Genomic DNA, 25,060 nt, shown 5'->3' on the forward strand with positions numbered 1-25,060 from the left:
CTCAGAGTGGCACGCGCGAGCCGAGCACGCGAGATGATTTGGGGCCCCGGGCTGCACCGGTTCGGCACAGCCCGAGGCCCCGAATCGGTTGGTTATCCGACTCCGTAGGTCTCGCACGCTGCGGCGACTTCGCCTGCGCAGAGCTCGGCGGCGTCGGCGTCGCCGGCGTCGACCACGGACTGGTCCTCTTCGGGACCGACGAGGACCGGGGTCACCGCGATGTACGGCGTCCCGTCAGCGAGCTCCTGATCGGCGGTGGGGGTCTCGCCGTTCAGGAGGGCCACAGCGGTCTCGACCGCGGCGTCAGCCTCGAGCTTGATCGGCTTGTAGACCGTGGCGGTCTGCTTGCCGAGAAGGACGTTCTGCAGTCCGGCGATGGAGGCGTCCTGGCCGGACACCGGCACGGTGAGACCGTTCTTGTCGAGGACCGTGATCACGCCGGCCGCGTTCGTGTCGTTCGCCGCCCACACTGCGTCGACTTTGCCGCCGAGCGAGGTCAGGGCCTGTTCGAAGTTGGTCGCGGACTTGTCGCCGTCCCAGACCCCCGGGGGTTCGGCAGCCGGTTTGATACCCGCGGCTTCCATGACTTCAACCGCGCCGTCGTGAAACATTTTGGCGTTGCCGTCGGCGGGGTCACCGCCGATGTAGACGACCACGGCGCTCGCCGGGTCCTTGCCTGCTGCGGCGAGGCCGTCAACGACCGATTGGCCTTCGAGCCGCCCGACTTCGACGTTGTCGAATGACACGTAGTAGTCGGCACCCTCGATGGGACGGTCGTAGGCGATGACGGGGATGCCCTCGGCCTTTGCCTTCTCGGCCACAGCGGCGCCTGCGCCGTTGTAATCGACGAGGAGCATCACACCGCAACCCTTGGTGAGCTGCTGGTCGGCGATGGTGGCGTACTTGTTCACGTCGGCCTGGGCGTTCTGGACGTCGGTCTCGAAGCCGGCGTCCTCGAGTCCTTTCTGGAGGTAAGGCCGGTCGTTGTTCTCCCAGCGCGGCGATGAGGCTGCGTCTGGAAGAATCACACAGGCTCGCGTCGCTTCGGCGCCGTTGCCGCCGCCGCCGTTTCCACCGCCGCCGCCGCCGCCCGCGCAGCCGACCAGGAGCAGTGCCGAAATCCCGGCGATTGCGACCGCGGGGATTGAGGAAGAAGGCTTCATGGCTCTCCCCTTCTGAGGTGAGGTAGACCCCTCGTGGTACCCCGCCCTCATTGGCGGCGGCTCAACAATGATGACTGAGCCTCACGTTTCGAGCAATCCCGTTTCCATAACGCTGCGGCTGCGATTTCTTCGCTCAGGGGCTACGCGCTCCACGAGAGGAGAGCCGCGGTCCTCGAACGGCTACGCGGCAGCGATCGATTTCTTGATGCGCTTGCGAGCGGCGCGCTCGGTGAGGATCGAAAGGTAGTCGCGAACAGGGCGCCCGGCAATCTCGCCGAACTCTTCACGAACAATTGCTTCGAGTTCGACCCGGGCCATGTCCGGGTACTTGGCTGCGAGAGCATCCGCGACATGTTGGATGGTCTCTTCATCGTCGACGGTTTTGGTCACCTTGTGAGTATTTTTCGGCACGGTTCGAGTATTTACCCCGTTCCGAGCGCCGTCAAATCTCCTCCGCCGCCGCGCAGGAGGCAGAGCGGCGCGGCGGTCATAGGCGGGGTTCTTCCGAGGCAGTGCCGGCAGCAGCGACACGCACGACGACGTTGCCCCGTTTGCCTCCTCGATCCACGTAACGGTGGGCGTCCACGATGTCGGCGAGGTCGTATGTACGGTCCAGAACCGGGCGGAAGATGCCGGATTCCGCGAGCTTCACCAGGAACGCCAGGTCCTCGGACCGATACTGCGCGCTCGTGATGACGCGCTTCCCACTTCTCCGACTGTGCCGCCGAGCACCGAGCAGACCGGTGAGGTCGGTGATCACGAGAAGGAGTGAGCCCCCAGGGTTGACCAGGTGGCCGGCGCGCTCGAACGAGGCCGTGCCAGCACAATCGACGATCACATCCCAGGTGCTCCCGTCGTCGGCGAAATCCGTGGTGGTGTAGTCGATCACCCGGTCGGCTCCGAGCGAGGAGACCAGGTCGGCATTGGCAGAGCTACAGACGGCAGTGACATGGGCGCCGGCATGTTTCGCGAGTTGCACCGCTGCCGAACCGACGGCACCGGAGGCGCCGTTGATGAGGACGGTGGTTCCCTCCTGGAGGGACGCGAGGTTCAGAAAGCTGTGCGCAGTGACGCCACCGAAGACGAGAGCGACAGCCCCCTCGGCGCTGAGGTTCGCGGGCTTCGTTGTGACAGCGGCGTTTTGATTCACGCAGACGTACTCGCTGTGCCCGCCGAACGCTCCTCCGAGCATCGCGATGACCTCGTCGCCCGGTCGGAACCGAGTGACGTTCGCGCCGACGGATTCGACGACGCCGGCAGCGTCCATCCCCAGGACGCGGTGGCGGGGTCGGAAGAACCCGAGCCCGAACGCTGCCAGAAGCAACAGCCCCCCGGGGACGATGCGATCGCGCGCTCGATGGTCGGCAATACTCAGGGTGCTGGCCAGAACCCGAACCAGAATCTCGTCCGGCCGAGGCGCGGGCCTCGTGACCTCCTCGATCCGGACCACCTCGGGCGGGCCGAAGCGACGATGAACGGCGGCCGACATCGTGCCGGTGTCGGTTCCAGTGCGGGTGGATGGCCGAAGGAATGAGGATCTCATGATGTGCTCCTGGTGGCGAAGAGAGACGTGGCTGCAGCGCCAGCGACCCGACTGGTGTACGACGTACACCTATCCCGTCAGAGTAAGGTGTACGGTGTAATCCTGTCACGGATCTCTTCAGCGCCACGCCGGGGCTTCTCGACCTGAACGCCGACACTCCAGCCTGAAGCCCGCTGACGCTATTCGGTGAGGAGCGAGCACCACGAATCGGTCATGACTGTGAGAGATAAGTCTCGGTCGTCGATCCATCCGAACTGGAACCATCGCCTCGAGTAGAACTCGAGCTGGCCGAATGCGAGAGCACCGCGGATGCGGCGAGACGCCGGGTCGAACCGGTCGGCCGAGTTCAATCCGTCGACGATGTCACCGATCGCACTCTCGAACCACTGGTCGAGGCTCGCCTGGATGTCAGGTTCGGATGCCGCCGCCTGATGCGCGGCCACCACGTACGGGCGGATCACTGACCACTGGTCGAACTTCCGGCCGAGCCAGGTCCGAATCTGCTCACGATCACCCGACCGGACGACGTCCGGCAGAGGAGGTACGTCTGGCCGGGTGAGCAGGTCGTTCGTGGTCTCCACGAGGGAGCGCATGAGTTCGGCTTTCGACGGGAAGTGCAGGTAAAAGGTCGCACGCGTCGTGCCTGCCGCCGCGGCGATGTCGTCGACCGTCGTCGCCGCATACCCCTTCGCCTCGAACAGCTCGAGCCCCCGGTCGAGGAGGAGCTGTCGGGTCATCTGCTTCTGAGCTGCTCGGAGACTGGCCACGGCGTCAGTCTACCGAGGGGCACGATCACGAGCGGGAAGCCGCTGCGACGGTGAACCGGTTGGCATCGTTCAGACCCGATCTTCTCTGAGGTCCCGCGCGCCGGACAGGGCTGCAGGATGCTTCGCCCCCGAGTGCCCGCCAGGAGAGTCGGCCGCCTCTGGATCTTCGTCGGCGTATGCGACGGTCGAGCCCCGGTCGTCCCGCACTCCGCGAAGCCCGAAGAGGGTGAGCAGCGCTGCGGCGAAGGCGGCGAGCGCACAGACCAGGAAGGCGAGGGAGAATCCGCTGCCCAGGGCCTGCAGCGCGAGATCGTGCGCTGCGGCGCCCGGTGCACCTTCCGGAATGCTGTTCAGAGCGATCGGACCGCCACCCAGGGCGATCCCGAGCGCCGCGCCTTTCTCATCTGCGGGCAGGCTGGCTGTCTGCAGCGCGCCGACGAGCTGGTTGCCCGCGCTGCTCAGCGCAATCGCTCCAACAAGCACCGGACCCAGAACGAAGCCGAGGTCGCGCAGCAGGTTGGTTGTCGCGCTGGCCATCCCGGTGAGCTGACGCGGCACCGTGTTCAGTGCGATCGCTGTCATCGGGCTGAGGGTCAGGGCAAAGCCGACGCCGATCAAAAGCGTCGGCGCGATGAACGGGACGACGCTGAAATTCGAGACGTCGAGGTTCGAGGCGAGCAGCGCCCCGGAGCCCATAAGAACAAGGCCGGCGGTCAGGAGCCACCGCGCGGCGACGATCGCGAGCAATCGGGAGATCACCGGGATCAGCACGAACGCCGGCCCCTGGAGCAGCAGGAAGAGCAGTCCGAGGTAGACCGGGTTCTGGTGCTGCACCGGGCCGAGCCACATGCTGGTCGCGAAGCACGCGCCAAGGAAGGCGAACATGCCGACAACGGCGACGATCGACGACACCGTGAACGCGCGGTTCCTGAAGAGGCTCAACTCGAGCAGCGGAGACTCGGTGCGAAGCTCGATGACCACGAACGCGATCAGCAGGAGGATGCCGGCGACGGAGGCGAAAACCACGTTCGTTGACAGCCAGCCCTCCTCTGGGCCCTGCACAAGGCCGAACAGCACGAGGATGAGGCCGGCGGCAAAGGTCACCTGGCCCCACGGGTCCAGCTTGCGGCTCTGCGGCGACCGGTACTCGACGGCGAGCCAGAGGCTGAGGAAGATTGTTGCGACGCCGAGCGCGGCAACCACCCAGTACGCCCCCCGCCAGGAGCCTAAGCCGGCGGCCACCCCACCGAGGAGCGGTGAGATCGCGGCGCCGGCGGAGAGGAATCCCGCCCAGAGCGCGATGCCCCTCGCGCGGTCGCGCGGGTTGTGAGTCACTGCCGCGACCAGCGCGAGGGAGGCCGGGAAGATGGCGCCGGCGCCGAGGCCGTTGATGGCCGAGCCGAGCCACATGACCTCCACCTGCGGCGCGATGGCGCATATCGCCGAGCCGACGAGAACCAGAAGGGAGCCTCCCACGACGAGTTTGCGGTGACCGAACGTGTCGCCGAGCACGCCGAAAGTGAGCTCGAAGACGACGACGGGAATCATGAAAGCAGCCGTGATCCAGGTCAATTGCGAACCGACTGTGTCGAACGTCTGCTGGAAGACGCCGTTGAGTGAGCCGGGCAGCGCGTTGGCGATCTGCGCGATCATCACGGCGATGGAGGCGACGGCCAGCGTTCCGCGGACCCGCAGTGCGGGAACGGACGGCGGGGTCGGGCGCGGCGGTTTCGTCGCAGGGGTCGGGTGTTCGTGGCTCACGCGTAACTCCGTTGTTATTGAGACCTTCAGGTTCTGCTGACGAGCCGCGATCGGGCGCGAGGTGCTCGTGTGAGACACCGTGTCACACATGCATACAGACTGTCAAGTAAACCTTCATAACGTTACGCCGGCGTGGTGCGCGAGGGCCCACCTTCGCGACCCGCTCGAACCCTAAAGGTGAGCCAGTGCCCGGCTGATTTCGGCAGCGGTCTGCAGAACGGCGGGACGGTAGTCCTCCGAGATGCGCTCGAGGCTGGCCGTCGACGTGGAGGTAGACACGTTGATCGCCGCCACCACCCGGCCGTCGGCGCCGTGGAGGGGTGCAGCGATGGATCGGAGGCCCCGCTCGAGCTCCTGGTCGACGAGCGCCCAGCCCTGTCGGCGAACCTTCTCGAGAGTTTCCCGGAGCGCAGCGGCATCCGTCACCGTTTTCGCGGTCAGGGTTTCCCGGCCGATCGTCTCCAGGTAGCGCTCGAGGTCGCCCTCGTCGAGGCCGGCGAGCAGCACCCGGCCCATCGAGGTGGCATGAGCAGGGAACCGGGTGCCGACGGTGATGGACACCGTCATGATCCGCCGTGCGGGCACCCGGGCGATGTAGACGATATCGCCATCATCGAGCACGGATGCTGAAGCGGATTCGTTGAGCCTGCGCGACAGCTGGTCCAGGTGAGGCGCAACGATCTCGGGCAGCGCGAGGCCGGAGAGGTAGGAGAAACCCAGTTCGAGGACTCGCGGGGTCAGCGCGAACAGTCGCCCGTCGGCGCGGACGTAGCCGAGCTCGAGCAGGGTGAGCAGAAAGCGCCTGGCGGTCGCACGGGTCAACCCGGTGACGTCGGCGATGTCACTGAGCGTCATGCTCGGTCGGTCACGCCCGAACGCACGGATCACGCTGAGCCCGCGCGCGAGGGACTGGACGTACTGTCCGCTCGGCTCCGGATCCTCGCTCATGCACCCAACGCTATCGTTCGAGCACGACGGCCAGGCCCTGCCCCACTCCGATGCAGATCGCGGCGACCCCGACACCGCCTCCGCGGCGCTTGAGCTCCTGCGCGAGGTGGCCGATGATGCGACCGCCCGATGCGCCGAGAGGATGCCCGATGGCAATCGCACCGCCGTGGATGTTGACCTTCTCCGGGTCGAGGTCCGGCCACAGCCGCAGGCAGGCGAGGCTTTGCGAGGCGAATGCCTCGTTCAGCTCGACCACATCGACGTCTGCCCAGGTCTTGCCCGCCCGGGCAAGCGCACGATTGGCAGCCTCGACCGGAGCGATCCCGAAGGTATCCGGGTCGTTGCCGCTCACCCCGCGACCGATGATCCGCGCGAGCGGTTCCGCGTTCAGCGGAGCGTTCTCGCCGCCGACCACGAGCATCGACGCTCCATCGCTCAACGGCGACGAGTTGCCGGCGGTGACCGACCCGGCCTCCCGGAATGCGGGCTTGAGCGACGCGAGCGACTCGACGGAGGTGTCGTCGCGGATGCCCTCATCGCGCACGAGCCCGGCGCCGGGCACCTGCACGATTTCGGCGTCATAGGAGCCGGCGGACCAGGCGGATGCTGCAGCCCGGTGGCTGCGGACGGCGAAAGCGTCCTGCTCCTCCCGGCTGATGGAGTACCGCTCGGCGAGCAGCTCAGCAGTCTCCCCAAGCGAGACGGTCCACTGCTCGGGCATCCGCGGGTTGACCATGCGCCAACCGAGGGTCGACGAGTGCAGCGTGTCGTGTCCGGCCGGGTAGCCCTTCGACGGCTTGAGCATCACCCAGGGTGCGCGACTCATCGACTCGACGCCACCGGCGATCACGAGGTCGGCGTCACCGGTTTCGACGGCGCGGCTGGCCTGAATAACGCTCTCCACGCTGGATCCGCAGAGCCTGTTCACCGTCGCGCCGGGTACCGAGGTCGGGAGTCCGGCAAGAAGAGCCGCCATCCGCGCCACGTTCCTGTTGTCTTCACCGGCCTGGTTGGCGTCGCCGAGAAGGACCTCGTCGACGCGGGCGGGGTCGAGGTCTGGGTGGCGGGCGAGGAGCGCCGAAAGTGTGTGTCCGGCGAGGTCGTCCGGGCGGATCCCGGCGAGTCCCTTGCCGTAGCGCCCGAAAGGCGTGCGGATCGCGTCGTAGATGAAACTGCCGGTCATGCGAGCTCCTTGTCGTCGGCATCCGCCGGGATGGTGGTGGCGTCGTCGAGGTCGAGGCCGGTGAGCGCCGCCAACTCCGAGATCGTGTTGTCGCCGAACAGCTCGATCACGGCGAGGCCGGTCGGGGTGACGTCGAAGATTGCGTGGTCGGTGTAGATCCGGGTGACGCAGCCAACGCCGGTCAGCGGATAACTGCATTCGCGCACAAGCTTCGACTGGCCAGAACGGGTGAGGAGGTCGGTCATGACGTAGACCCGGCGAGCACCGAAGGCGAGGTCCATCGCCCCGCCGACCGCGGGAATGGAATCCGGCGCGCCGGTCGACCAATTGGCGAGGTCGCCGCGCTCTGAAACCTGGAACGCACCGAGCACACAGACGTCGAGGTGGCCGCCACGCATCATGCCGAATGAGTCGGCGTGGTGGAAGTAGGCCGTGCCGGGCAACTCCGTCACCGGTTGCTTCCCGGCGTTGATGAGGTCGGGGTCGATCTGGCCTGCGGCCGGCTCCGGGCCCATGCCGAGCATGCCGTTCTCCGTGTGCAGGATGACTTCGAGACCCGCTGGCAGGAAGTTCGCCACTCGCGTCGGTGCTCCGATGCCGAGGTTCATCACCGCACCCTCGGGGATGTCGCGGGCGACGCGGGCGGCGAGTTCGTCGCGGCTGATCGTCGTGGTCATGACGCTGCTCCTTCGATCGAACCGCTTCCGATGAATTCGCCGTCGCGCAACCACGCCCGTTCACCGACGGCGATCACTCGATTCACGTAGAGGCCGGGGGTGACCACCGACTCGGGGTCGAGTACGCCAAGCTCGACGATCTCGTCGACCTGGACGATCGTCGTTGTGGCCGCTGCTGCCATGATCGGGCCGAAGTTCCGAGCGGTCTTGCGGTAGACGAGGTTGCCCCACCGATCGGCCCGGAACGCGCTGACGAGCGCGATGTCGGCGTGAAGCGCGTGCTCGAGAACGTACTGGCGGCCGGCGATCTCGCGCGTTTCCTTCCCATCCGCCAGGGCGGTACCGAACCCTGTCGGCGTGAAGAAGGCCCCGATACCGGCACCTGCGGCGCGGATACGCTCGGCAAGGTTGCCCTGCGGCACGAGCTCGAGTTCGATGTCCCCGGCACGATAGAGCGCATCGAAGACGTGGGAGTCGCTCTGCCGGGGGAAGGAGCAGATGATTTTGCGGACGCGGCGCGCGGCCAGCAGGGCGGCCAGTCCGGTGTCGCCGTTGCCCGCGTTGTTGTTGATGACCGTGAGGTCGGTGGCGCCCTGAGCCAGGAGCGCATCGATCAGCTCGACCGGTTGGCCCGCGCGGCCGAATCCTCCGATCATCACCACGGCGCCGTCGGGTATACCCGACACCGCCTCGTCGATGCTTTCCGTCACCTTGGAGATCATGTCGCAATCCGTTCATCTAGCGAACAAACGTTCACATCATGACAACAGTAGCCGACATCACCGGTCGACGGTAGGACCGGGACCGGAACGAGATGTGCGAAGGCGCGGTCAGTCGTCGGCGCGCTGGGCCGTAGTGGGCTCCATGAGACTTCCGTCCTCGCGCCGGGACGGGCGCGGCCTCTGGGGAGGCCGGGTTCGGATCGGGCCCTGCCCTGAGAGCGGGATCTCCGTGTCAGCCCCCGGTGCGACCTCGAACGGTTCCCCACGCACGAGGAACGAGACGGGCTCGTCCCCGTCAAGGATGGAGACACGCATGGACTCCGTCGTCAGGCTCACAAGAATCCGGGTCCCCCGCCAGGTCAGCCGGTACCGCAGCTCTGGCCAGTCCCGGGGTAGACGCGGATCGAATGTCAGGGCGCCGTCATGGTCGCGCATCCCACCGAACCCTGAGACGAGCGCGTTCCACACGCCGCCCGCCGATGCGACGTGGACCCCGTCCGCTGTGTTCATGTGCAGGTCGGCCAGGTCAACGAAGACCGTGTCGCGGAAATAGGCGAGCGCAAGGTCCTGATATCCGATCTCGGCGGCGATGATCGATTGCACGATCTTCGACAGGCTGGAGTCGCTGGTCGTGAGCGGGTCGTAGTAGTCGAAGTCGGCGAGTTTCTCGTCGAAGGTGAATTGGTCGCCCTGGAGGAAGAGGGCCAGCACAACGTCTGCCTGCTTGAGAACCTGGAACCGGTAGATCACGAGGGGGTGGAAGTGCAGCATGAGCGGCTTTTGTTCTGCCGGGGTCGCCTCGAGGTCCCAGACTTCACGCTCGAGGAACTGCGAATCCTGCGGATGAATGTGCAGCGTTTCCGAGTATGGGATGGTCATCGCCGCGGCAGCACGTTCCCAGTCCTCCACCTCTGAGTCGCGAAGGTCGAGCCGGTGAACGGTGCGGGCATAGTCTTCGGGCCTCTCGCGGGCCAAATCCCGCAGAGCCTGGGCGGCGTATCGCAGATTGAACCGTGCCATGACGTTGGTGAAGAGGTTGTTGTTCACAACGGTCGTGTATTCGTCGGGTCCGGTGACCCCGTGGATCTCGAAGCGCTCATCACCGTTCCAGCGCCAGAAACCGAGAGTCAGCCACATGCGGGCGGTTTCCACCGCGATGTCGATCGCCCCATTGCCGAGAAAGTCCATGTCGCCCGTGGCGTCGACGAACTTCGCCAGCGCATAGGTCACGTCGGCGTTGATGTGATACTGGGCGGTTCCGGCCGCATAGTGCGCGGATGCCTCTTCACCGTTGATCGTCCGCCACGGGAAGAGGGCCCCGGCTTCGTTGAGTTTCCTGGCGCGCTGCCGCGCAGCAGGAAGCATGTGTTCGCGGACCCGCAGCGCATTTCGTGCCCACAGGGGGCTCGTATAGGCGAGGAATGGGATCACGTAGATTTCTGTGTCCCAGAAGTAATGCCCGTTGTAGCCGTTCCCCGTTACCCCCTTGGCTGGAACACCGAGGCCGTCGGCCCTCGCAGACGCCTGCGCGAGCTGGAACAGGTTCCAGCGGACTGCTTGCTGGAGGTCGTCATGCCCCGGAATTTCGACATCGGAGCGGGCCCAGAAGTCGGCGAGCCATTCGCGTTGCTTCGCGTACTGGGCTGCGACACCCGTTGCGCGTATGCGATCGAGCGTGCGCTCGCACCGGTCGATCAGTTCGCGCGTGGGAGTGATGCCTGCACTGTGGTAGCTGACAATTTTCGTGATCCGAACGGGGTCACCCTGGCGCGCGTCGACGGCGTACACGTACTTGGAGATGTCACCGTCGATGTAGTGTTCGACGCTGAAGTCATTGGGCGTCTCGATCAGGTGATCGGCGGCGACCGCGAGGGTCATCCCGGAGTTCGCGACCTGGTAGCTCAGGACGCTCCGGTCGCCGTTCTGCCAGTGTTCCCGCGGAACGAATACCCGATCTGACACGCGCCCTCCGGTGCGGGGATCGTTCAGCTCTTCCCTTGTGGCTGCTGTTCCGTTGTACTCGTCTTCGCCGTCCTGGCGGTTGAGCAGCTGGCAGGAGATCGTCAACGGGGCATCCGCATCGAGCACCGTGACCTCGAGCGTCATCACCGCCAAATGGCGCTCGGGGAATGACACCATCCGTGTCGCCGAAACCTGGACCCGCTTGCCCGACGGTGTCAGCCAGAGCAATTCGCGACGAAGGACCCCATCGCGGAAATCGAGCGATCGCTCGTAGCTGAGCAGGTCCGCTTCGCCGACCGACAGCGGTTCGTCATCGACATAGAGACGCATGACCTTGCTGTCCGGGGCGTTGACCATCGTCTGGCCCACCTCGGCGAAACCGTATGCCTGCTCGGCGTGGCGGATCTTCCAGGTTTCGTGAAGACCGTTCACGTAGGTGCCGTGCTCGTGGGCGGTGCGCCCCTCCGCGTTGTTCGCGCGCATGCCGAGGAATCCGTTGCCCACCGCGAACAACGACTCGGTGACGCCGAGGTCGCCGGAACTGTACTCGGTCTCGATCAGGCGCCACGGGTCGACGGGGAATCGGTCTCGGTCGATCATCGGTTCTCACCTCGGCTGGGTCGGTCGGCGAGGACAGCGAGGTCATCGAGAACGTCGTCGGCACCGGCGTCGCGAAGCGCCTGCTCGCCCGCGCCGCGGTCGACGCCGAGGACGAGTCCGAATCCGCCGGCGCGAGCCGCAGCAACGCCCGAGATCGCATCCTCGAAGACGACGGTCTCCGCTGGTTCGGCACCTATCGCGTGTGCCGCGTACAGGAACATGTCCGGCGCCGGCTTGCTCGCCAAGGATTCCTGCGCAGCGACGACACCGTCGACGATCACCGGAAACCGGTCGATCAAACCGGCCGCAGCGAGTACCCACCTGGCGTTCTTCGAACTCGACACGACGCCCATTGGCATCCGTTTCGCGTCGAGTCGCTCCACGAGGTCGAGGGAACCGGGATACGGGCGGATGCCTCGCTCCTCCAGCGCGCGGGAGAAGTAGTTGTTCTTCCGGTTGCCGATGCCGCTCACCGTGTCTGCGGTGGGCGGGTCATCAGGTGAGCCCCATGGCAGCCGGATACCTCTCGAAGCCAGGATGCTGGCGACCCCGTCGTATCGGCGTTTGCCGTCGAGGTGCTCGAAGTAGTCGTCGTCGGTGTAGGAATCGGCGACGCCTTGTTCGGCGAACACTTCGGTGAACATCGTCTGCCAGGCATGGCGATGGAGATCGGCCGTCGGCGTCAGGACGCCGTCCAGGTCGAAAAGCACGGCGCGATAGTCGTCGAGGCTGGACAGGACCACGTTGTGTAGGTTCAGAAGGACTCCCGAGAAGTCGATGAAGCAGACGATTCGTTACCGCTGACTCTACGACGAACCGCTTGAAACCGCGGCGGCTCCCACCGGAGTTGACAACAGGGCCTGGGCCGGATTGTCCACCGACGTCGAAGAAGGAGGACGGGCGCTACCTGCCGGCACCGGTTCCCTCGGCCCCACGCCCAGGGGCATACTGGCACCATGACGGACAACGCGGTTGGCAACACGGCAGGCACCGGCGACTCGGACTCCCCTCGGATCGTCGTCGGCATCGACGGGTCCGAGTCTTCGGTCAAGGCTCTCCGTGAAGGGCGCCGCCTGGCCGACGCCCTCGGAGCACCCCTCGAGGCGGTTGCGGTCTGGCAGCAGAGTCATTCCATGTACGACTTCTATCAGTCCCAGTCGGGGTGGACGCCCGAAAAGGACATCGAAAAGCTGCTGCAGGACACCGCGGAGGCGGCATTCGGTTCCGATCGCCCGGCGCGGTTCACGATGTCGATGCTCAAGGGCACTCCCACCAGGGCGCTTATTCGTCACAGCGCCGGAGCAGAAATGCTCGTGCTCGGTTCGCGTGGGCACGGCGGCTTCGCCGGGCTGCTTCTCGGCTCGGTGAGCTCGGCCTGCGTGGCGCACGCGACCTGCCCGGTGCTCATCGTGCACAACAAGGACCAGGTCCGCCTGGACGCCGAGAAGAGCGCAGCCAGCCACTGATGTCCGTCCTCCCCCGGTCGCCCGGATGGCCTACGCTGGCGGTGTGACGAGCAACGTGAGCCCCGGCAGGTCGTGGCTTTCCAGGCTGCTCAGGCGGCCCCCTGCCCCGGCTCCCTATCGGCCGGACCCTCAGCCGCTCGCGCCCTTCGAGCAGGCACTCGAAGAGGGACTTCTCATCGCGAGGCACGGCGTCACCCTCGCGGTACGGAACCGGCTCATCGTGCGGGCGCTCCGGGAGAACGAAGCATTCGACGATACGGTCGCCGCACGGATCGTCGACGAAGAGCTCCGGCGCGCGGCCGAAGAACAACGGGCGAATGCGCACGGTGCCGAGTCGCTCAAGGCGGTTGCTGGCCGCTCGGCGGGAATCGCAGATCACGCCCACGACTACCACCGCGTCGACACGGGAACTCTCGAACGCCGGCATCTGCTGTACGCCGCGCTCGCGGATTCGCTCGAGTCGTCGCGGCACGACGACGCTTTCGTCGCGGCGGTCGCCGAGCAGGCCAGAACCGACGCCTGGAATGACATCGGCGACAACGTCGTATCACGTCTCCGCACGCGGATGTCGTCCGTCGCCGATGAACCTGATTATGAGCTCAACCGCCCGGAACGCCTTCGGCAGCTGCTCGAGGAGGACCTTGCCTCCCTGCTGCCCGGTGTCGGGAGGGAAAGCGGCGACCCCTCAGGCGGGTGAAGCCTGGCGCGCGGCGACTAAATGGCGACGTTTGCGACCGACCTCGCGATACCAGCCCGCGCACAGCAGTACGACGAGGACGACCGAGACGGCGTCTCCGCCGTAGTACATGATCATGCTCCCGGCCTCAGCGGAGGCTGCCGAGGTATCGGCCGGAGGGTTAGCGTACAAGTATTTCGACAGGATGCTGTGACTAGCCATGACAGCGCAGAGGACGATCGCGCGGGTGGGGAAGCGCGCTCGGTGCGGGTTCGGGTCCACTCCTGCGATGGACGCCGAAAAGAGGTAGCCGGTCACGAAGACGTGCACGTGCACCACCACGAAAAGGAGCCCGTTGGTGTGGATGCTCGGGTAGAGTCCGCCCGCATAGAGCAGCCAGAGTCCGCCGACGTTGAGTACGGCGGCGGGAATCGGATGGGTGAGGAACCGAACCGGGCGGCTCCTCAGCAATCGGGCGAGCCGCCGGGCAGGGACGGCGCTCAGCGAACGCAGCGCGAGGGTGACCGGGGCTGAGAGCATCAGCAGCACCGGCGCCAGCATGCCGAGTCCGACGTGCGCGAGGGCGTGCATGGCGAAATCGTCATGGTTCGCGATCACCGCCTGAACGCTCAACGCCGTGACCAGGCATCCGGCGATCCACAGGAGAATGCGATGCCTCGGCCAGCGACCGCGTGCGCCTGACCGCAGTGCGGCGAAAACATAACACGCGATCGCCACGAGGAGGCCGAAGCTGAAGACCTCGACCAGGGAGATTCCGCCGCCGTGGTTATGCACGGCCGACCTCGGGCTGCACGGAGACGCGACGTGCTGCAACCCGGCGCGCTCTGAGAACGAGCACGGCGCCCGTCGCAATCAGGAGGAGGGCGAGAACGTTCCAGATGAGGTCGTACCCGAGCAGATCGACGTCGTACCGGATCTGGTGAAGGCCGAGGAGTTTGTGCTGCACCGTTCCGTCGTACAGCTGGAACAGGCCGGCGCCGAGCAGGATGCCACCCGCCCAGCGGGTCCAGTCCAGACGCCCCGCCCGGCGCAGATCGGCGAACAGGAACAGGGCGGCCACCGTCGCGAACCAGCTGAACGCATGGAAGATGCCGTCGGACACCAGCCCGGCAGCCGGCGTCGATCGATCATAGAAGTGGTGCCAGTGGAGAATCTGATGGAACACCACTTCGTCGACGAACGCGGCAAAGCCGACCCCGAGCAGAACCCCTGACCAGAGGTTCTGCCCGGAACCGGTCGGACCGCTCATTCAGCGGCGTGTTGTCGTCGTTTCCCGGCGACCGAGCAGCAGCCCGAGGGCTACCATCGCGATCGCGAGCACGAGGTGCAGCCAGTTGTCTGCGTTGTTGAGAGGAACGAAGTTCGCCGGCGTGTCACCTCCGGCGACAAAGAGGCCGTAGATCCACAGGACGAAATAAATCACGCCGCCCCAGATGAGGTAGTTCCGAGCCCCTGAGACGGTCCGTGCGAGCGCAACACCGGCGACCCCGAAGAGCAGGTGGACGATGTTGTGGAGGATCGAAACCTGGAAGACACCGAGCAGGAGGGCTCCTGAGCCGCTGCCGGCGAAAAGCAGGTCGCCATAGTTCGCCGTGATGCCAGGGATGAACCCCAGGATCCCGACGAGGATGAAGACGATTCCGAAAACGAGAGCGGCCAGTTGCACGGGCGTGCGACGGGCTCGCGTCGTCTCTGCGTTTACAGGTCGAGATGTCATGATGCTGTGCTCCTTATTTGAATGAGGACCAACCCGCGGAGAGTGCTATCCCCTTCGCAGAAGCCAAGATATTCCCAGTCAGCCCCAATTTTGAGCCCTTGACAACCTGACTCGGAGCGCTTCCGCCCAGAATCACTCGCGATTCGGTTTATGCTCAGGGTCCGACGGAAAGGTCAGCATGACTCAGCGAACCGTGATTCTCACCGGGGCCAGCGACGGGATCGGGGCGGTCGCCGCTCGGATCCTGCGGGCGCGAGGCGATCGGGTCGTGCTCGTCGGCCGCTCGCCGGAGAAGACACGCAGCGTTGCGGAGTCGATCGGAGCGGACTACCTGCTGGCCGATTTCGCCCGTCTTGACGACGTACGAAAGCTCGCCGCCGACCTGCTGGAGCGCTACCCGCGGATCGACGTCCTCGCCAACAATGCCGGCGGCATCCTCGGTGCCCGCACGATCACCGAGGACGGGAATGAGCAAACGCTGCAGGTGAATCATCTGGCGCCGTTCCTCCTGACGAACCTGCTGATCGAGCGCCTGGCGACGTGTGGGGCGACTGTCGTCAACACCTCGAGTGTCGCCAATGCAAGGTTCGCCCGGTTCGACGTCGACGATCTCAACGCTGAGAAGGGGTACTCCGAGAACCGTGCATACGGCAACGCGAAACTCGCGAACATCCTTTTCACGACCGAGCTGCATTCCCGGTTTTTTGACCGCGGGATCTCGACGGCCGCGTTTCACCCGGGCATCGTCGCCACGAGTTTCGGCACGGGGTCGACGAGCATCATGCGCGTGATCTACCGCAGCGCCTTCAGTGCCTTCCTGATCTCCCCCGAGCAGGGAGCCGACACACTCGTCTGGCTTGCCACCACGGTTCCAGGCGTCGACTGGGTGTCCGGCGCGTACTACGACAAACGGCGTATCGCCCGCGCGAACCCGCAGGCCTACGACCCGGCATTGGCCGCACGGCTGTGGGACAGGAGCGCGGAGCTCGTCGGTCTGCCGGTCGTGCCGCGCTGAGTGGCCGTGCGTCGCGTCCGGTCATCTGTTCCGGTCGGATACATCCGGCATGTCGGCCCGGTCCGGAACGGTTGACTGGACTGACCTCAGCCGGCGACATCCCAGCGGTGGTGGACGACGTCGTGCAGGAGGTAGCGGCCGAGCGTCTCGACGGTGAAATGGGAGCCGTCGGTTCGCCGGGCGGGGCGGGATGCCGCTTCGACGGGCACACGCTCGAAGGCGTCGGCGAGCGCGGTGCCAGCCTCCACCAGCTCGTCCCGGACCTGGGCCGGGGTCTGCTCCCCGTACCGGGCGGCGATCGCCGCGGCATCCTGGTCCCAGTTCTCGAACTCCGGGTTGTGCTCAGCCAGCATCAGGTTGAGCCGGCCAGAGAACACCCGGAAGACGTCACGCACATGCGCCGCGTACTCCAGGGGTGACCAGGTCGAGTCGTCGGGCCGAACCGCGACATCCGGGCGTTCCAGAACGGCAGGCCAGGATTCGATGTTGTCGCGAAGCAGGGCGGGCAGGTCTCGGAGAGAGACGGCTTCGGCGTCGAACCCGCACTCGGGGCACGGCCGTTCGAGGACCCAGGTCCAGTTCTTCGTATCTGGTTCAATCGTCATGGCTTCACGGTAGAACACGCCAGCCGCCCAGGGCCAGCGCCGGATCATGCGTTCCGGTCGGAAACACCCGGCGTGCCGGGTGATCCGGTCCGAAGTGGATGACTACGCGCGTCAGCCCTGAGGCTGGCAGACGGCGGACGCCGCGAGCCTCTCGGTCATCTGCTCCTCTGACCAGGGCAGACCGACGAGCGGAAGCTTCTCCCCCTCGGCCGGCTGCGCCTTCGCCGCGATGGCCGCAAGTTTCATGGCGAGTGTCTGCGCGAACCCCGATCCAGCCGTCGAGTTGTTCAGCAGGACGACGACGGTGAGCCCGGTTTCCGGGTCGGAGAGCATCGCCGAGATGTGACCGGGGATGTAGCCGGCCTGGCCGCGCATCGGGCCCATCTGCACACCGCCAGGCCCGAACGACTGCCACGCCGGGGCATCCACATTGAGCGGCACGGTCTCCCACGCCTTCTCCCGAAGCTCGTCGCTGAGCAGCGCGCCCGTTGCGAAGGACTGCGCGTAGCGCTGCATGTCTGCCAGGGACGACACGACGCCGCCCGCGGTGAAGGCGAGCGAGGTGGACAGCAGAGTCTCATCCTTCGGCGCATCGCACGCGAGCGTACCGCCTGCTGCTCTCAGGTATTCCCACCCGGGAACGAAGGGATCTGCGATCTCGAGGGTGGACGGATCGGGGAACAGCGAATCGGCCATGTTGAGCGGATCGAAGACATACCTCTCGTACAGCGCTTTCCAGTTGCTGCCGGTGGCTTTCTCGAGCGCGAGGCCGAGCAACGCGTAGTTGGTGTCGGAGTGCGCGTACGCTTCGCCCGGGCGTCCGGTGCGCGGATTGGCCACACCGTCCGAGATCAGTTCGAACGTGGACCACTGCCGAGCCGGGTTGCCTGCGAAGAGCTGGCCGAGTGTCTTGCCGAAGTCGCCGAGCCCCGAGGTGCCGTGGCAGAGCTGACCAAGAGTGATGTTCTCGATCCCCTGCATGGAGGGCAGGTACCCGGACACTTCATCGTCGAGCGCAACGGCGCCCTCGGAAACGAGGCCGTAGAGCACATCGCAGGTCATCGGTTGTGTGTTGTCACCGATTCGGAACCGCATGTCGGTCGACATCTTCTCGGTGCCGCCGGGGGCTGTGGTTCCCTGGGCTGACACCCATTGCCCCGACCAGGGTGCCCACACCCCAGCGATGGCGCCGGGCGCCGCGGCGAGCGGCATCGCCTCGGCGAGCGCTGCGTCGAGTGCCGCCACGGATGCCGCCGGAAGAGACTCGGTCGGCTGCTCGCGCAAAGTCACCGGCGAGACTGCTGTTGCAGCGGAGCACGCCGTGAGGCTCACCACCATGCCGACGGCGAGGGTCAGCAGACCGACTCTCCTGCTTCGATTGACGCTGTTTTTCATCCGTAACCCCGCTGACCCTACAAGGGGGGAGTCTAATCGAGGCCTGCGCCGCTCAGCCGCCGATCCGCCGGATGTCGCGAACTGTTACTCAATACAGTCGCTTCGTCGACTCGTCCGCAACCCGCAGCCAGCGGAAGCCGTAAGCCGGAAGAGCGAGGTCCGCCGTCCCGGCGTCCGAGAGGGCCACATCTCCGGATTCGAGCAGGTCGATGAGCCGTGTCGAGGCATCCGCGTCCGGCACTGTCACTGTCACGATGGCCGGTTCCTGGCCGAAGTTGTGGAGGGCGATCATGCGCCCCTGGGCGCCGGTGACCGCATGCACGAGAACGGCGTCATCGGGCTGCGGGAGCACGGCGAAATCTCCCCAGCCGATCTCGACAGAGTTGCGGTAGGTCCGGATCAGCAGTCGTATGAACTGGAGCAGCGAGTCCGGATCGTGCCGTTGGTCCGCAACGTTGACGTGGTCGGGCGAGTATCCGTCCTCCACAACGGGCGCGGTGAGCCGCGACCTCGCGGCCCGCGAGAAGCCGCCGTTCTTCCCGCTGGTCCACTGCATCGGGCTCCGCACCGACTGGCGTCCTGGGATCGCCAGGTTCTCGCCCATGCCGATCTCCTCACCGTAGAACAGCACGGGCGTTCCGGGTGTGGAGAACAGCAGGCTGTACGCCATCCGGATGCGACGCGGGTCACCGTCGAGCATGGTCGGCAGCCGGCGGACGATGCCGCGGTCGAACACGCGCATGTTCTCCTCCGGTGCGAACGCGGCGAACACCTCGGCTCGCTCCGATTCGGTCAGTTTGTCGAGCGTCAGCTCGTCGTGGTTCCGCAGGAAGTTCGCCCACTGCGACTGGAGGGCGATCTCCGGCCGGGAGGTGAGCGCGTCAGCGAAAGGCCGGGCGTCGGAGCGCGCCAGGGACAAATAGAACTTCTGCATGCCGACGAAGTCGAACTGCATGGTCAGTTCGTCGGCTGCCTCCCCGCCGAAGTACTGGACCTGTTCCTCGCGCGGGAGGTTCACTTCGCCGAGCAGTATCCCGTCACCGGTTCGGCGGCCGAGGAACGACCGGAGCGACCGGAGGTAGTCGTGGGGGTCCCCGTAATCGTCGCCGGCCAGTTTGCCTGCGGACGGCTCGAGGAGGAACGGGACGGCGTCGACCCGGAACCCATGGATGCCGAGCTCGAGCCAGAAACCCATCACCTTGTCGATCTCGTCCCGCACCCGCGGGTTCTCGACGTTGAGGTCCGGCTGGTGCCGATAGAACCGGTGCAGGTAGTACTGCCCACTCTTTTCGTCGAGTTCCCAGACACTCGACTCCTCGCCGGGGAACACCGTCTCCGCTTGCTGCGCGGGCGGTTCGTCCCGCCACACGTAGAAGTCGCGATACGGCGAATCGATGCTGGACCTGGCCGCTTTGAACCACGGATGCTTGTCGGACGTGTGATTGACGACGAGGTCAGCGATCACCCGCATCCCCCTGTCGCGAGCGGTGCGCACGATCTCGACGAGGTCACCGTGGTGACCGAGCCGAGCGTCGACTCCGTAGAAGTCGGTGATGTCGTAGCCGTCATCACGGTCGGGGGTCGGGTAGAACGGCATCAACCAGAGGCATGTGACGCCGAGCTCGGCGAGGTAATCCATCCGTTGTGCCAGACCGGCGAGGTCACCGACGCCGTCGTCGTTCCAGTCCATGAACGTCTCAACGTCGAGACAGTAGACGACGGCGGTCTTCCACCAGAGGTCGGCGGTGTCCGTCATCCTCATGCGGTCGCTCCAGCGGTCGACACGAATTGCGGGAGCACGCGGTCCCCGAACACGTCGAGGAATTCGGACTGGTCGACGCCGACGTGGTGCAGGTAGATCTCATCGAAACCGAGGTCGACGAAGCCCGCCAGCTTTTCCGCGTGCCAGCCGGGCTCCGAGGAGATGAGGACGGTGGAGTGCATGTCATCCGGCTGCACGTGTTTCGCTGCTTCGTCGAACGCTTCGGGCGAGTCGAGATCCCAGCACACCGGTGGAGAGAACACATTGGTGTGCCACTGGTCGTGTGCGAGAGCGAGCGCCTCGTCATCGGTTCTGGCGTAGCTGAGATGGACCTGGAGCACGAGCGGGCCTTTCCCACCCGCGCCTCGGTAGGCGCCGACCATTCGCTCGAGGTCCTCCGGCGCCTGCGCGACGGTCGCGAGCCCGTCCGCCCAGCCCGCGGCCCACTCGGCTGTTGCCGGGCTCACCGCTGCGGCGAGCAACGGAGGCGGCGTCTCGGGCCGGGTCCACAACCGGGCGCGGTCCACGGTGACCAGGCCGGCAGCGCTCACTTCTTCGCCGGCGAAAAGCCGACGCATCACGTTGACGCTCTGCTCCAGCCGGGCGTTCCGGACGGCCTTCTGCGGCCAGCCCTCCCCGGTGATGTGCTCGTTCACGGCCTCCCCTGAACCGAGCGCCGCCCAGAACCGGTTCGGGTACATTGCGGCCAGGGTCGCCGCCGCCTGGGCAATGATGGCCGGGTGGTAGCGCTGCCCGGGCGCGTTGACAACGCCGAGGCGCAGCGACGTCGCCTGCAGCGCAGCGCCGAGCCACGCCCACGCGAACGCGGAGTGACCTTGCCGTTCGCTCCACGGCGCGAAATGGTCCGAGCACATCGCCGCCTGGAATCCGGCGGCCTCCGCACGGATCACGGCGTCGATGAGCGCGCTCGGGTGGACCTGTTCGTGCGAGGCATGGAAGCCGATGAGTGCCATAAATCCCTTCCGGTTCGGGCCGAGCCTACAAAGGCGCCGCGAGACGCGGCTACCCCTCGCGAGCCGGCGACTCAGCTGATAACGCCGCATTGACAGGCCAGGCCGGTGCACTCGAATGGAGGCATGCCGCCTTCCACATTCAGCCCCGAGAACTCGGCATCGACACCGCCAGCCACTGACGCCGCAGCACCGAATCGCCCGCCAGACCAAACCGAACGAGCGCCCGGTCCGAATGGAATCCTGTGCGGCACCCGCCGTACCAGGAATCAAGAAGGAACCCCCATGCGCACTTCACCGAACCGTTTGCTCGCCGCTGTTTTCGGCGCCGTCTACCTCGTCGTCGGACTGCTCGGCTTCGCCGTCACCGGTGGCGTCGGCTTCATCGCCACCGAAGGGAACCTGCTACTCGGCCTGTTCGCCGTCAACCCACTGCACAACATCGCCCACCTCCTCATCGGCGCTGCCCTCCTGATCGCCGGCCTCTCCAACGTCGCCGCTGCCCGGTCGGTCAACACCATCGTCGGCGCGGTGTACCTCCTGCTCGGTATCGTCGGATTCTTCCTCGTCGGCACCGCCTTCAACATCCTCGCCCTGAACACTGCCGACCACTTCCTGCACCTCGCCAGCGCGATCGTGCTTCTCGGCGTGGGCCTGGCCGCAGACAAGTCAGTTCGAGCCCGCACGGCCAGCGCTCACGCATAACCGCACCGAACAACTGACACAGACCGAGAGGGGAGCATCGTGACCGACAGCAGTCCAAGCGGTATGGCCCTGGCGAGCCTGGGGGTGGGCCTGGTCCATCTCGCGGTCGCAGCGGGCTCCCCTCTCTTGCTCGCGGTCCTCCTCGCCGGGTTCGGCGTCGCCGAACTCGGCTGGGGGGTTGCCCTCCTCGCCCGTGGCCGGGTCATCCTGCCGCGGGCGGCGCTCCCCCTCGCCCTGGCTCCTGTCGCGCTCTGGGGCCTGGACATCACCGCGGCCGTCGCGCTCGGCGGGTCGGGAATGACCGCATCGCTGCCGATCGGGCCGATGGCCGCCGCATCCGCGCTCAGCCTCTTCGTCGGAACCGGGCTGGCGCTCGCGAGGCAACGTTCCCTGTCGCCACGCCCGGCGGCATCCGCCCCCCGGCCGGGGCGCTACCTGCTCGGCATGACCTTCGCCGCCCTGCTCGTCGCCAGCCTGGTCACCCCGGCACTCGCCGGAACGAACGCCGGAACCGAAGCCGTGCCGCACGGCGAACACGGAACACCCGCCGTCCGCGAAGAGCCGGTATCACACTCGGGCCACTAACCCATCCGGACATCGAACGTCGCTAGGCTGAAAACACCTTTACCGACGACGGAGTGTGATGTCGAACCTTCTGCCCTTCTCGCAGGAACTGCGAGAGCGAACTCGCCGCGGTCGCTGGATGCCGCAACTCGGGACGACGCAAAACGCACGCGGGTGATCGACGAGGTTCTCGTCCCTACCGGTTCAACACGGACCTCTTTCGCGACCTCGCCGAAGCGAAAGCCCAGTCCGTCGCCTGAAAACCCGAGCGGCTGCCGGTCCGACGGCTGCCGCACCCACAGAGGAGCAGTGTGAGCACATTCGACACCAAACCCTGGCTCGTCGCATACGCGCCAGGAGTCCCGCACGAGATCGACCTGCCCTCCGGGTCGCTCGTCGACATGGTCGAGACTGCCGTCACCCGGTTCCGACGCGGCACGGCACTGCAGTTCTTCGGCGAGCGAACGACGTATGCCGAGCTCGGAGACCAGATCGATCGAGCCGCCGAAGGACTACGCCGGCTCGGCGTCGAGAAGGGCGATCGGGTGGCGATCGTGCTGCCGAACTGCCCCCAGCATGTCGTCGCCTTCTATGCCGTCCTCCGTCTCGGTGCCGTCGTGGTCGAACACAACCCGCTCTACACCGCCCGGGAACTGCGCCACCAGTTCGAGGATCACGGTGCGCGCGTCGTGATCGCCTGGGACAAGGTCGCCGGGCTGGTCACCGACTTCCCTCAGGACCTGCCGATCGACGCCGTCGTCGCGGTCGACGTGACCAGGGCCATGCCGTTCGGGACCCGCGTCGCACTCCGGTTGCCCGTTCCCCAAGCGCGGACTTCGCGCCGGGCCCTCACCACAGGCGCGCGCGTCCGCGGCACCACGTCGTGGGAAGCACTGATCTCACACGGGAGCCTCCGCCGCAAGCATCCGCGACCCGAGGGCGGCGACCTGGCCCTGCTGCAGTACACGAGCGGCACCACCGGCGACCCCAAGGGCGTCATGCTCAGCCACTCCAACCTCCTCGCGAACGCCGCGCAGGGCCGCGCGTGGGTGCCCGGCCTCTCCGAGGGCACTGAAGTCTTCTACGCCGTGCTGCCGCTGTTCCACGCCTACGGCATGACCCTGTGCCTCACCTTCGCAATGAGCATCGGTGCGACGGTTGTGCTGTTCCCGAAGTTCGACGTCGATCTCGTGCTCACCGCGTTCTCGAAAACTCCGGCCACCTTCCTGCCGGCGGTGCCCCCGATCTATGAGGCACTCGCGCGCGCCGCTGAACGTCGCAAAGTGGACCTGTCCGGCATCCGTTTCGCCATCTCGGGGGCGATGAGCCTGCCCGTGTCGATCGTTCGGCGCTGGGAGAACGCGACAGGCGGCCTTCTCGTGGAGGGCTACGGCATGACCGAGACCTCGCCGGTCGCCCTGGGCAACCCGATCGGTCCGACCCGCCGACCGGGAACCGTTGGAGTGCCGTTCCCGAACACCGAGATCCGGGTCGTCGACCCGGCGGACACATCGGTCGACCGCGGCTCGAGCGAAGCCGGCGAACTGCTGATCCGCGGCCCGCAGGTGTTCTCCGGTTACTGGAATCGGCCGGAGGACACGGCCGCTTCGCTCATCGGCGACGGCTGGTTGCGCACCGGCGATATCGTCGAGGTGTCTGCTGACGGCTTCGTCACCATTGTCGACCGGCTCAAGGAACTCATCGTCACCGGGGGCTTCAACGTGTCACCGTCCGAGGTGGAACAGGCTCTCATGGATCATCCGGACGTACGCGAAGCGGCCGTCGTCGGGCTCCCCCGGGAGAGCGGCGGAGAGGATGTCGCCGCAGCCGTGGTCATGCAGGACGGCACGGTGTTCGACGAGAACGCCCTGCGCGACTTCTGCCGCAGGGGCCTGACCGCCTACAAGATCCCGAAGAAGATCGTCCAGGTCGACGAACTCCCCCGCTCGCTCATCGGCAAGGTGCTGCGCAAGGACGTTCGAGAGCGGATGCTCGCGAGCTGACCACGACGTGTGGAGCGCCTCGTTCTGCAGCAGATCGTACGATTCGCAGGATGTTCTCTGAAATGTGATCCTGCAGATCGTGCGAATTCCTGCATCCAGTCGTATTGTCGGCTCATGGATGTCGTGCTCGTTCCCGGTTTCTGGTTGAAGGGGTCCAGTTGGGATCCGGTGATTCCCGCTCTGACGGCGGCCGGCCACCGACCCCATCCGCTCACCCTGCCCGGCCTCGAGTCGCTCGAGGCCCGGCGGAGCGGCATCGGTTTGCGTGACCATGTCGACGCGGTCGTCGCGACGATCGACTCGATCGACGGACCGGTGGCTCTCGTGGGCCACTCGGGCGGTGGTGCGATCATCCACGCCGCCGTCGACGCCCGGCCCGACCGGGTGAGCCGAGCCATTTATGTCGACAGCGGCCCGCTCGCACATGGCCTACTCATCTCCGACGAGATGCCGACCGCGGGCGACGACCTTCCCCTGCCCGACTGGTCCGATTTCCCCGACGCGGAGCTCGTCGATCTCGATGAGGGATTGCGTCGTCACCTCCGGGAGATCGCCATACCCGAACCTCGCGGCGTCGCCTTCGACCGTCAGGAGCTGTCGAACGAACGACGCTACGACGTGCCGGTCACCGTGATCACCTGCAGCTTCCCCTCCGCCGAGTTGCGGGAAGTGATCACGAGCGGTGCCGAATTCACCGCGGAGCTCGCGAGGGTGCACGACTACGAAATCGTCGACCTGCCCACCGGGCACTGGCCGCAGTTCACAAAGCCGAGGGAGCTCGCCGACGCGCTTGTCACAGCGCTCCGGGAGCGCTAACCGTTCGCAGGAGATCGC

At 66.3% G+C, this 25,060-nt stretch carries 25 protein-coding genes; 7 read left to right on the forward strand and 18 right to left on the reverse strand.

Annotated elements, in window-relative coordinates; translation table 11 throughout:
* Positions 1-92: 92 nt before the first annotated feature.
* From ACLQ62_RS05315 to ACLQ62_RS05365, 11 genes are all read right to left on the reverse strand, one after another.
* Complete coding sequence (locus tag ACLQ62_RS05315) at positions 93-1,163, reverse strand: sugar ABC transporter substrate-binding protein (RefSeq protein ID WP_411720626.1); 1,071 nt, start codon at positions 1,161-1,163, stop codon at positions 93-95.
* Positions 1,164-1,343: 180 nt separating this feature from the next.
* Positions 1,344-1,553, reverse strand: a complete 210-nt coding sequence (locus tag ACLQ62_RS05320; protein ID WP_411720627.1) for a three-helix bundle dimerization domain-containing protein — start codon at positions 1,551-1,553, stop codon at positions 1,344-1,346.
* Between the two features lie 97 nt (positions 1,554-1,650).
* Positions 1,651-2,706 (reverse strand): NAD(P)-dependent alcohol dehydrogenase, encoded by a 1,056-nt coding sequence (locus ACLQ62_RS05325; protein ID WP_411720628.1) that lies wholly within the window; start codon positions 2,704-2,706, stop codon positions 1,651-1,653.
* A gap of 179 nt (positions 2,707-2,885) precedes the next feature.
* A complete protein-coding gene (locus tag ACLQ62_RS05330) occupies positions 2,886-3,473 on the reverse strand; it encodes a TetR/AcrR family transcriptional regulator (RefSeq protein WP_411720629.1) in 588 nt (195 codons plus the stop codon).
* A gap of 69 nt (positions 3,474-3,542) precedes the next feature.
* Positions 3,543-5,234: an MFS transporter gene (locus ACLQ62_RS05335; RefSeq protein ID WP_411720630.1), complete on the reverse strand. Its 1,692-nt coding sequence runs from the start codon at positions 5,232-5,234 to the stop codon at positions 3,543-3,545.
* A 171-nt stretch (positions 5,235-5,405) separates the two neighbouring features.
* Complete coding sequence (locus ACLQ62_RS05340; protein ID WP_411720631.1) at positions 5,406-6,182, reverse strand: IclR family transcriptional regulator C-terminal domain-containing protein; 777 nt, start codon at positions 6,180-6,182, stop codon at positions 5,406-5,408.
* A gap of 10 nt (positions 6,183-6,192) precedes the next feature.
* Positions 6,193-7,365 (reverse strand): thiolase family protein, encoded by a 1,173-nt coding sequence (locus tag ACLQ62_RS05345; RefSeq protein WP_411720632.1) that lies wholly within the window; start codon positions 7,363-7,365, stop codon positions 6,193-6,195.
* Complete coding sequence (locus ACLQ62_RS05350; protein WP_411720633.1) at positions 7,362-8,042, reverse strand: 3-oxoacid CoA-transferase subunit B; 681 nt, start codon at positions 8,040-8,042, stop codon at positions 7,362-7,364. The genes ACLQ62_RS05345 and ACLQ62_RS05350 overlap by 4 nt, the downstream gene beginning before the upstream one ends.
* Positions 8,039-8,764 carry a 3-oxoacid CoA-transferase subunit A gene (locus tag ACLQ62_RS05355; RefSeq protein WP_411720634.1) on the reverse strand — a complete coding sequence of 242 codons (726 nt, stop codon included), beginning with the start codon at positions 8,762-8,764 and terminating at the stop codon, positions 8,039-8,041. Before ACLQ62_RS05355 ends, ACLQ62_RS05350 begins: the two co-directional genes overlap by 4 nt.
* A gap of 108 nt (positions 8,765-8,872) precedes the next feature.
* Positions 8,873-11,326 (reverse strand): glycoside hydrolase family 65 protein, encoded by a 2,454-nt coding sequence (locus ACLQ62_RS05360; RefSeq protein WP_411720635.1) that lies wholly within the window; start codon positions 11,324-11,326, stop codon positions 8,873-8,875.
* Positions 11,323-12,069, reverse strand: a complete 747-nt coding sequence (locus ACLQ62_RS05365; protein WP_411720636.1) for an HAD family hydrolase — start codon at positions 12,067-12,069, stop codon at positions 11,323-11,325. Before ACLQ62_RS05365 ends, ACLQ62_RS05360 begins: the two co-directional genes overlap by 4 nt.
* Before the next feature lie 213 nt (positions 12,070-12,282).
* On the opposite strand from ACLQ62_RS05365, the gene ACLQ62_RS05370 reads away from it, so the two are divergent.
* On the forward strand, positions 12,283-12,792 hold the full coding sequence (locus ACLQ62_RS05370) for a universal stress protein (protein WP_411720637.1): 510 nt from the start codon (positions 12,283-12,285) through the stop codon (positions 12,790-12,792).
* Positions 12,793-12,835: 43 nt separating this feature from the next.
* Positions 12,836-13,489 (forward strand): hypothetical protein, encoded by a 654-nt coding sequence (locus tag ACLQ62_RS05375; RefSeq protein ID WP_411720638.1) that lies wholly within the window; start codon positions 12,836-12,838, stop codon positions 13,487-13,489.
* Here ACLQ62_RS05375 and ACLQ62_RS05380 read toward each other — a convergent pair.
* From ACLQ62_RS05380 to ACLQ62_RS05390, 3 genes are read right to left on the reverse strand one after another with little or no spacing between them, the layout of a single operon-like run.
* Positions 13,478-14,263: a cytochrome c oxidase assembly protein gene (locus tag ACLQ62_RS05380; protein WP_411720639.1), complete on the reverse strand. Its 786-nt coding sequence runs from the start codon at positions 14,261-14,263 to the stop codon at positions 13,478-13,480. The genes ACLQ62_RS05375 and ACLQ62_RS05380 overlap by 12 nt on opposite strands.
* Positions 14,256-14,738, reverse strand: coding sequence for a DUF2243 domain-containing protein (locus ACLQ62_RS05385; protein WP_411720640.1), 483 nt, complete (start codon positions 14,736-14,738; stop codon positions 14,256-14,258). The genes ACLQ62_RS05380 and ACLQ62_RS05385 overlap by 8 nt, the downstream gene beginning before the upstream one ends.
* On the reverse strand, positions 14,739-15,206 hold the full coding sequence (locus ACLQ62_RS05390; RefSeq protein WP_411720641.1) for a DUF4383 domain-containing protein: 468 nt from the start codon (positions 15,204-15,206) through the stop codon (positions 14,739-14,741).
* 178 nt (positions 15,207-15,384) lie between these two features.
* Here ACLQ62_RS05390 and ACLQ62_RS05395 point away from each other — a divergent pair, with 178 nt between their 5' ends.
* Entirely contained in the window at positions 15,385-16,221 is an 837-nt protein-coding gene (locus ACLQ62_RS05395) for an SDR family NAD(P)-dependent oxidoreductase (RefSeq protein ID WP_411720642.1), read from the forward strand.
* A gap of 86 nt (positions 16,222-16,307) precedes the next feature.
* Here ACLQ62_RS05395 and ACLQ62_RS05400 read toward each other — a convergent pair whose 3' ends face one another.
* The 4 genes from ACLQ62_RS05400 to ACLQ62_RS05415 all read right to left on the reverse strand — a co-directional run bounded on the left by ACLQ62_RS05400 (position 16,308) and on the right by ACLQ62_RS05415 (position 20,957).
* Positions 16,308-16,826 carry a DinB family protein gene (locus ACLQ62_RS05400; RefSeq protein ID WP_411720643.1) on the reverse strand — a complete coding sequence of 173 codons (519 nt, stop codon included), beginning with the start codon at positions 16,824-16,826 and terminating at the stop codon, positions 16,308-16,310.
* Positions 16,827-16,937: 111 nt separating this feature from the next.
* Complete coding sequence (locus ACLQ62_RS05405; RefSeq protein WP_411720644.1) at positions 16,938-18,221, reverse strand: serine hydrolase domain-containing protein; 1,284 nt, start codon at positions 18,219-18,221, stop codon at positions 16,938-16,940.
* 88 nt (positions 18,222-18,309) lie between these two features.
* Entirely contained in the window at positions 18,310-19,983 is a 1,674-nt protein-coding gene (locus tag ACLQ62_RS05410; protein ID WP_411720645.1) for an alpha-amylase family protein, read from the reverse strand.
* A complete protein-coding gene (locus tag ACLQ62_RS05415) occupies positions 19,980-20,957 on the reverse strand; it encodes a TIGR03885 family FMN-dependent LLM class oxidoreductase (RefSeq protein ID WP_411720646.1) in 978 nt (325 codons plus the stop codon). Before ACLQ62_RS05415 ends, ACLQ62_RS05410 begins: the two co-directional genes overlap by 4 nt.
* A gap of 282 nt (positions 20,958-21,239) precedes the next feature.
* Here ACLQ62_RS05415 and ACLQ62_RS05420 point away from each other — a divergent pair, with 282 nt between their 5' ends.
* The 4 genes from ACLQ62_RS05420 to ACLQ62_RS05435 all read left to right on the forward strand — a co-directional run bounded on the left by ACLQ62_RS05420 (position 21,240) and on the right by ACLQ62_RS05435 (position 25,042).
* Positions 21,240-21,659, forward strand: coding sequence for a DUF4383 domain-containing protein (locus ACLQ62_RS05420; RefSeq protein ID WP_411720647.1), 420 nt, complete (start codon positions 21,240-21,242; stop codon positions 21,657-21,659).
* Between the two features lie 39 nt (positions 21,660-21,698).
* Positions 21,699-22,244: a hypothetical protein gene (locus ACLQ62_RS05425; protein WP_411720648.1), complete on the forward strand. Its 546-nt coding sequence runs from the start codon at positions 21,699-21,701 to the stop codon at positions 22,242-22,244.
* Positions 22,245-22,534: 290 nt separating this feature from the next.
* The gene (locus ACLQ62_RS05430) at positions 22,535-24,226 is read left to right on the forward strand and encodes a long-chain-fatty-acid--CoA ligase (protein ID WP_411720649.1); all 1,692 of its coding nucleotides are present in this window, start codon (positions 22,535-22,537) and stop codon (positions 24,224-24,226) included.
* Positions 24,227-24,340: 114 nt separating this feature from the next.
* Complete coding sequence (locus ACLQ62_RS05435) at positions 24,341-25,042, forward strand: alpha/beta fold hydrolase (protein ID WP_411720650.1); 702 nt, start codon at positions 24,341-24,343, stop codon at positions 25,040-25,042.
* Positions 25,043-25,060: the final 18 nt, after the last annotated feature.

Source organism: Mycetocola sp., from assembly GCF_046716805.1.
Taxonomy (GTDB): domain Bacteria; phylum Actinomycetota; class Actinomycetes; order Actinomycetales; family Microbacteriaceae; genus Mycetocola_A.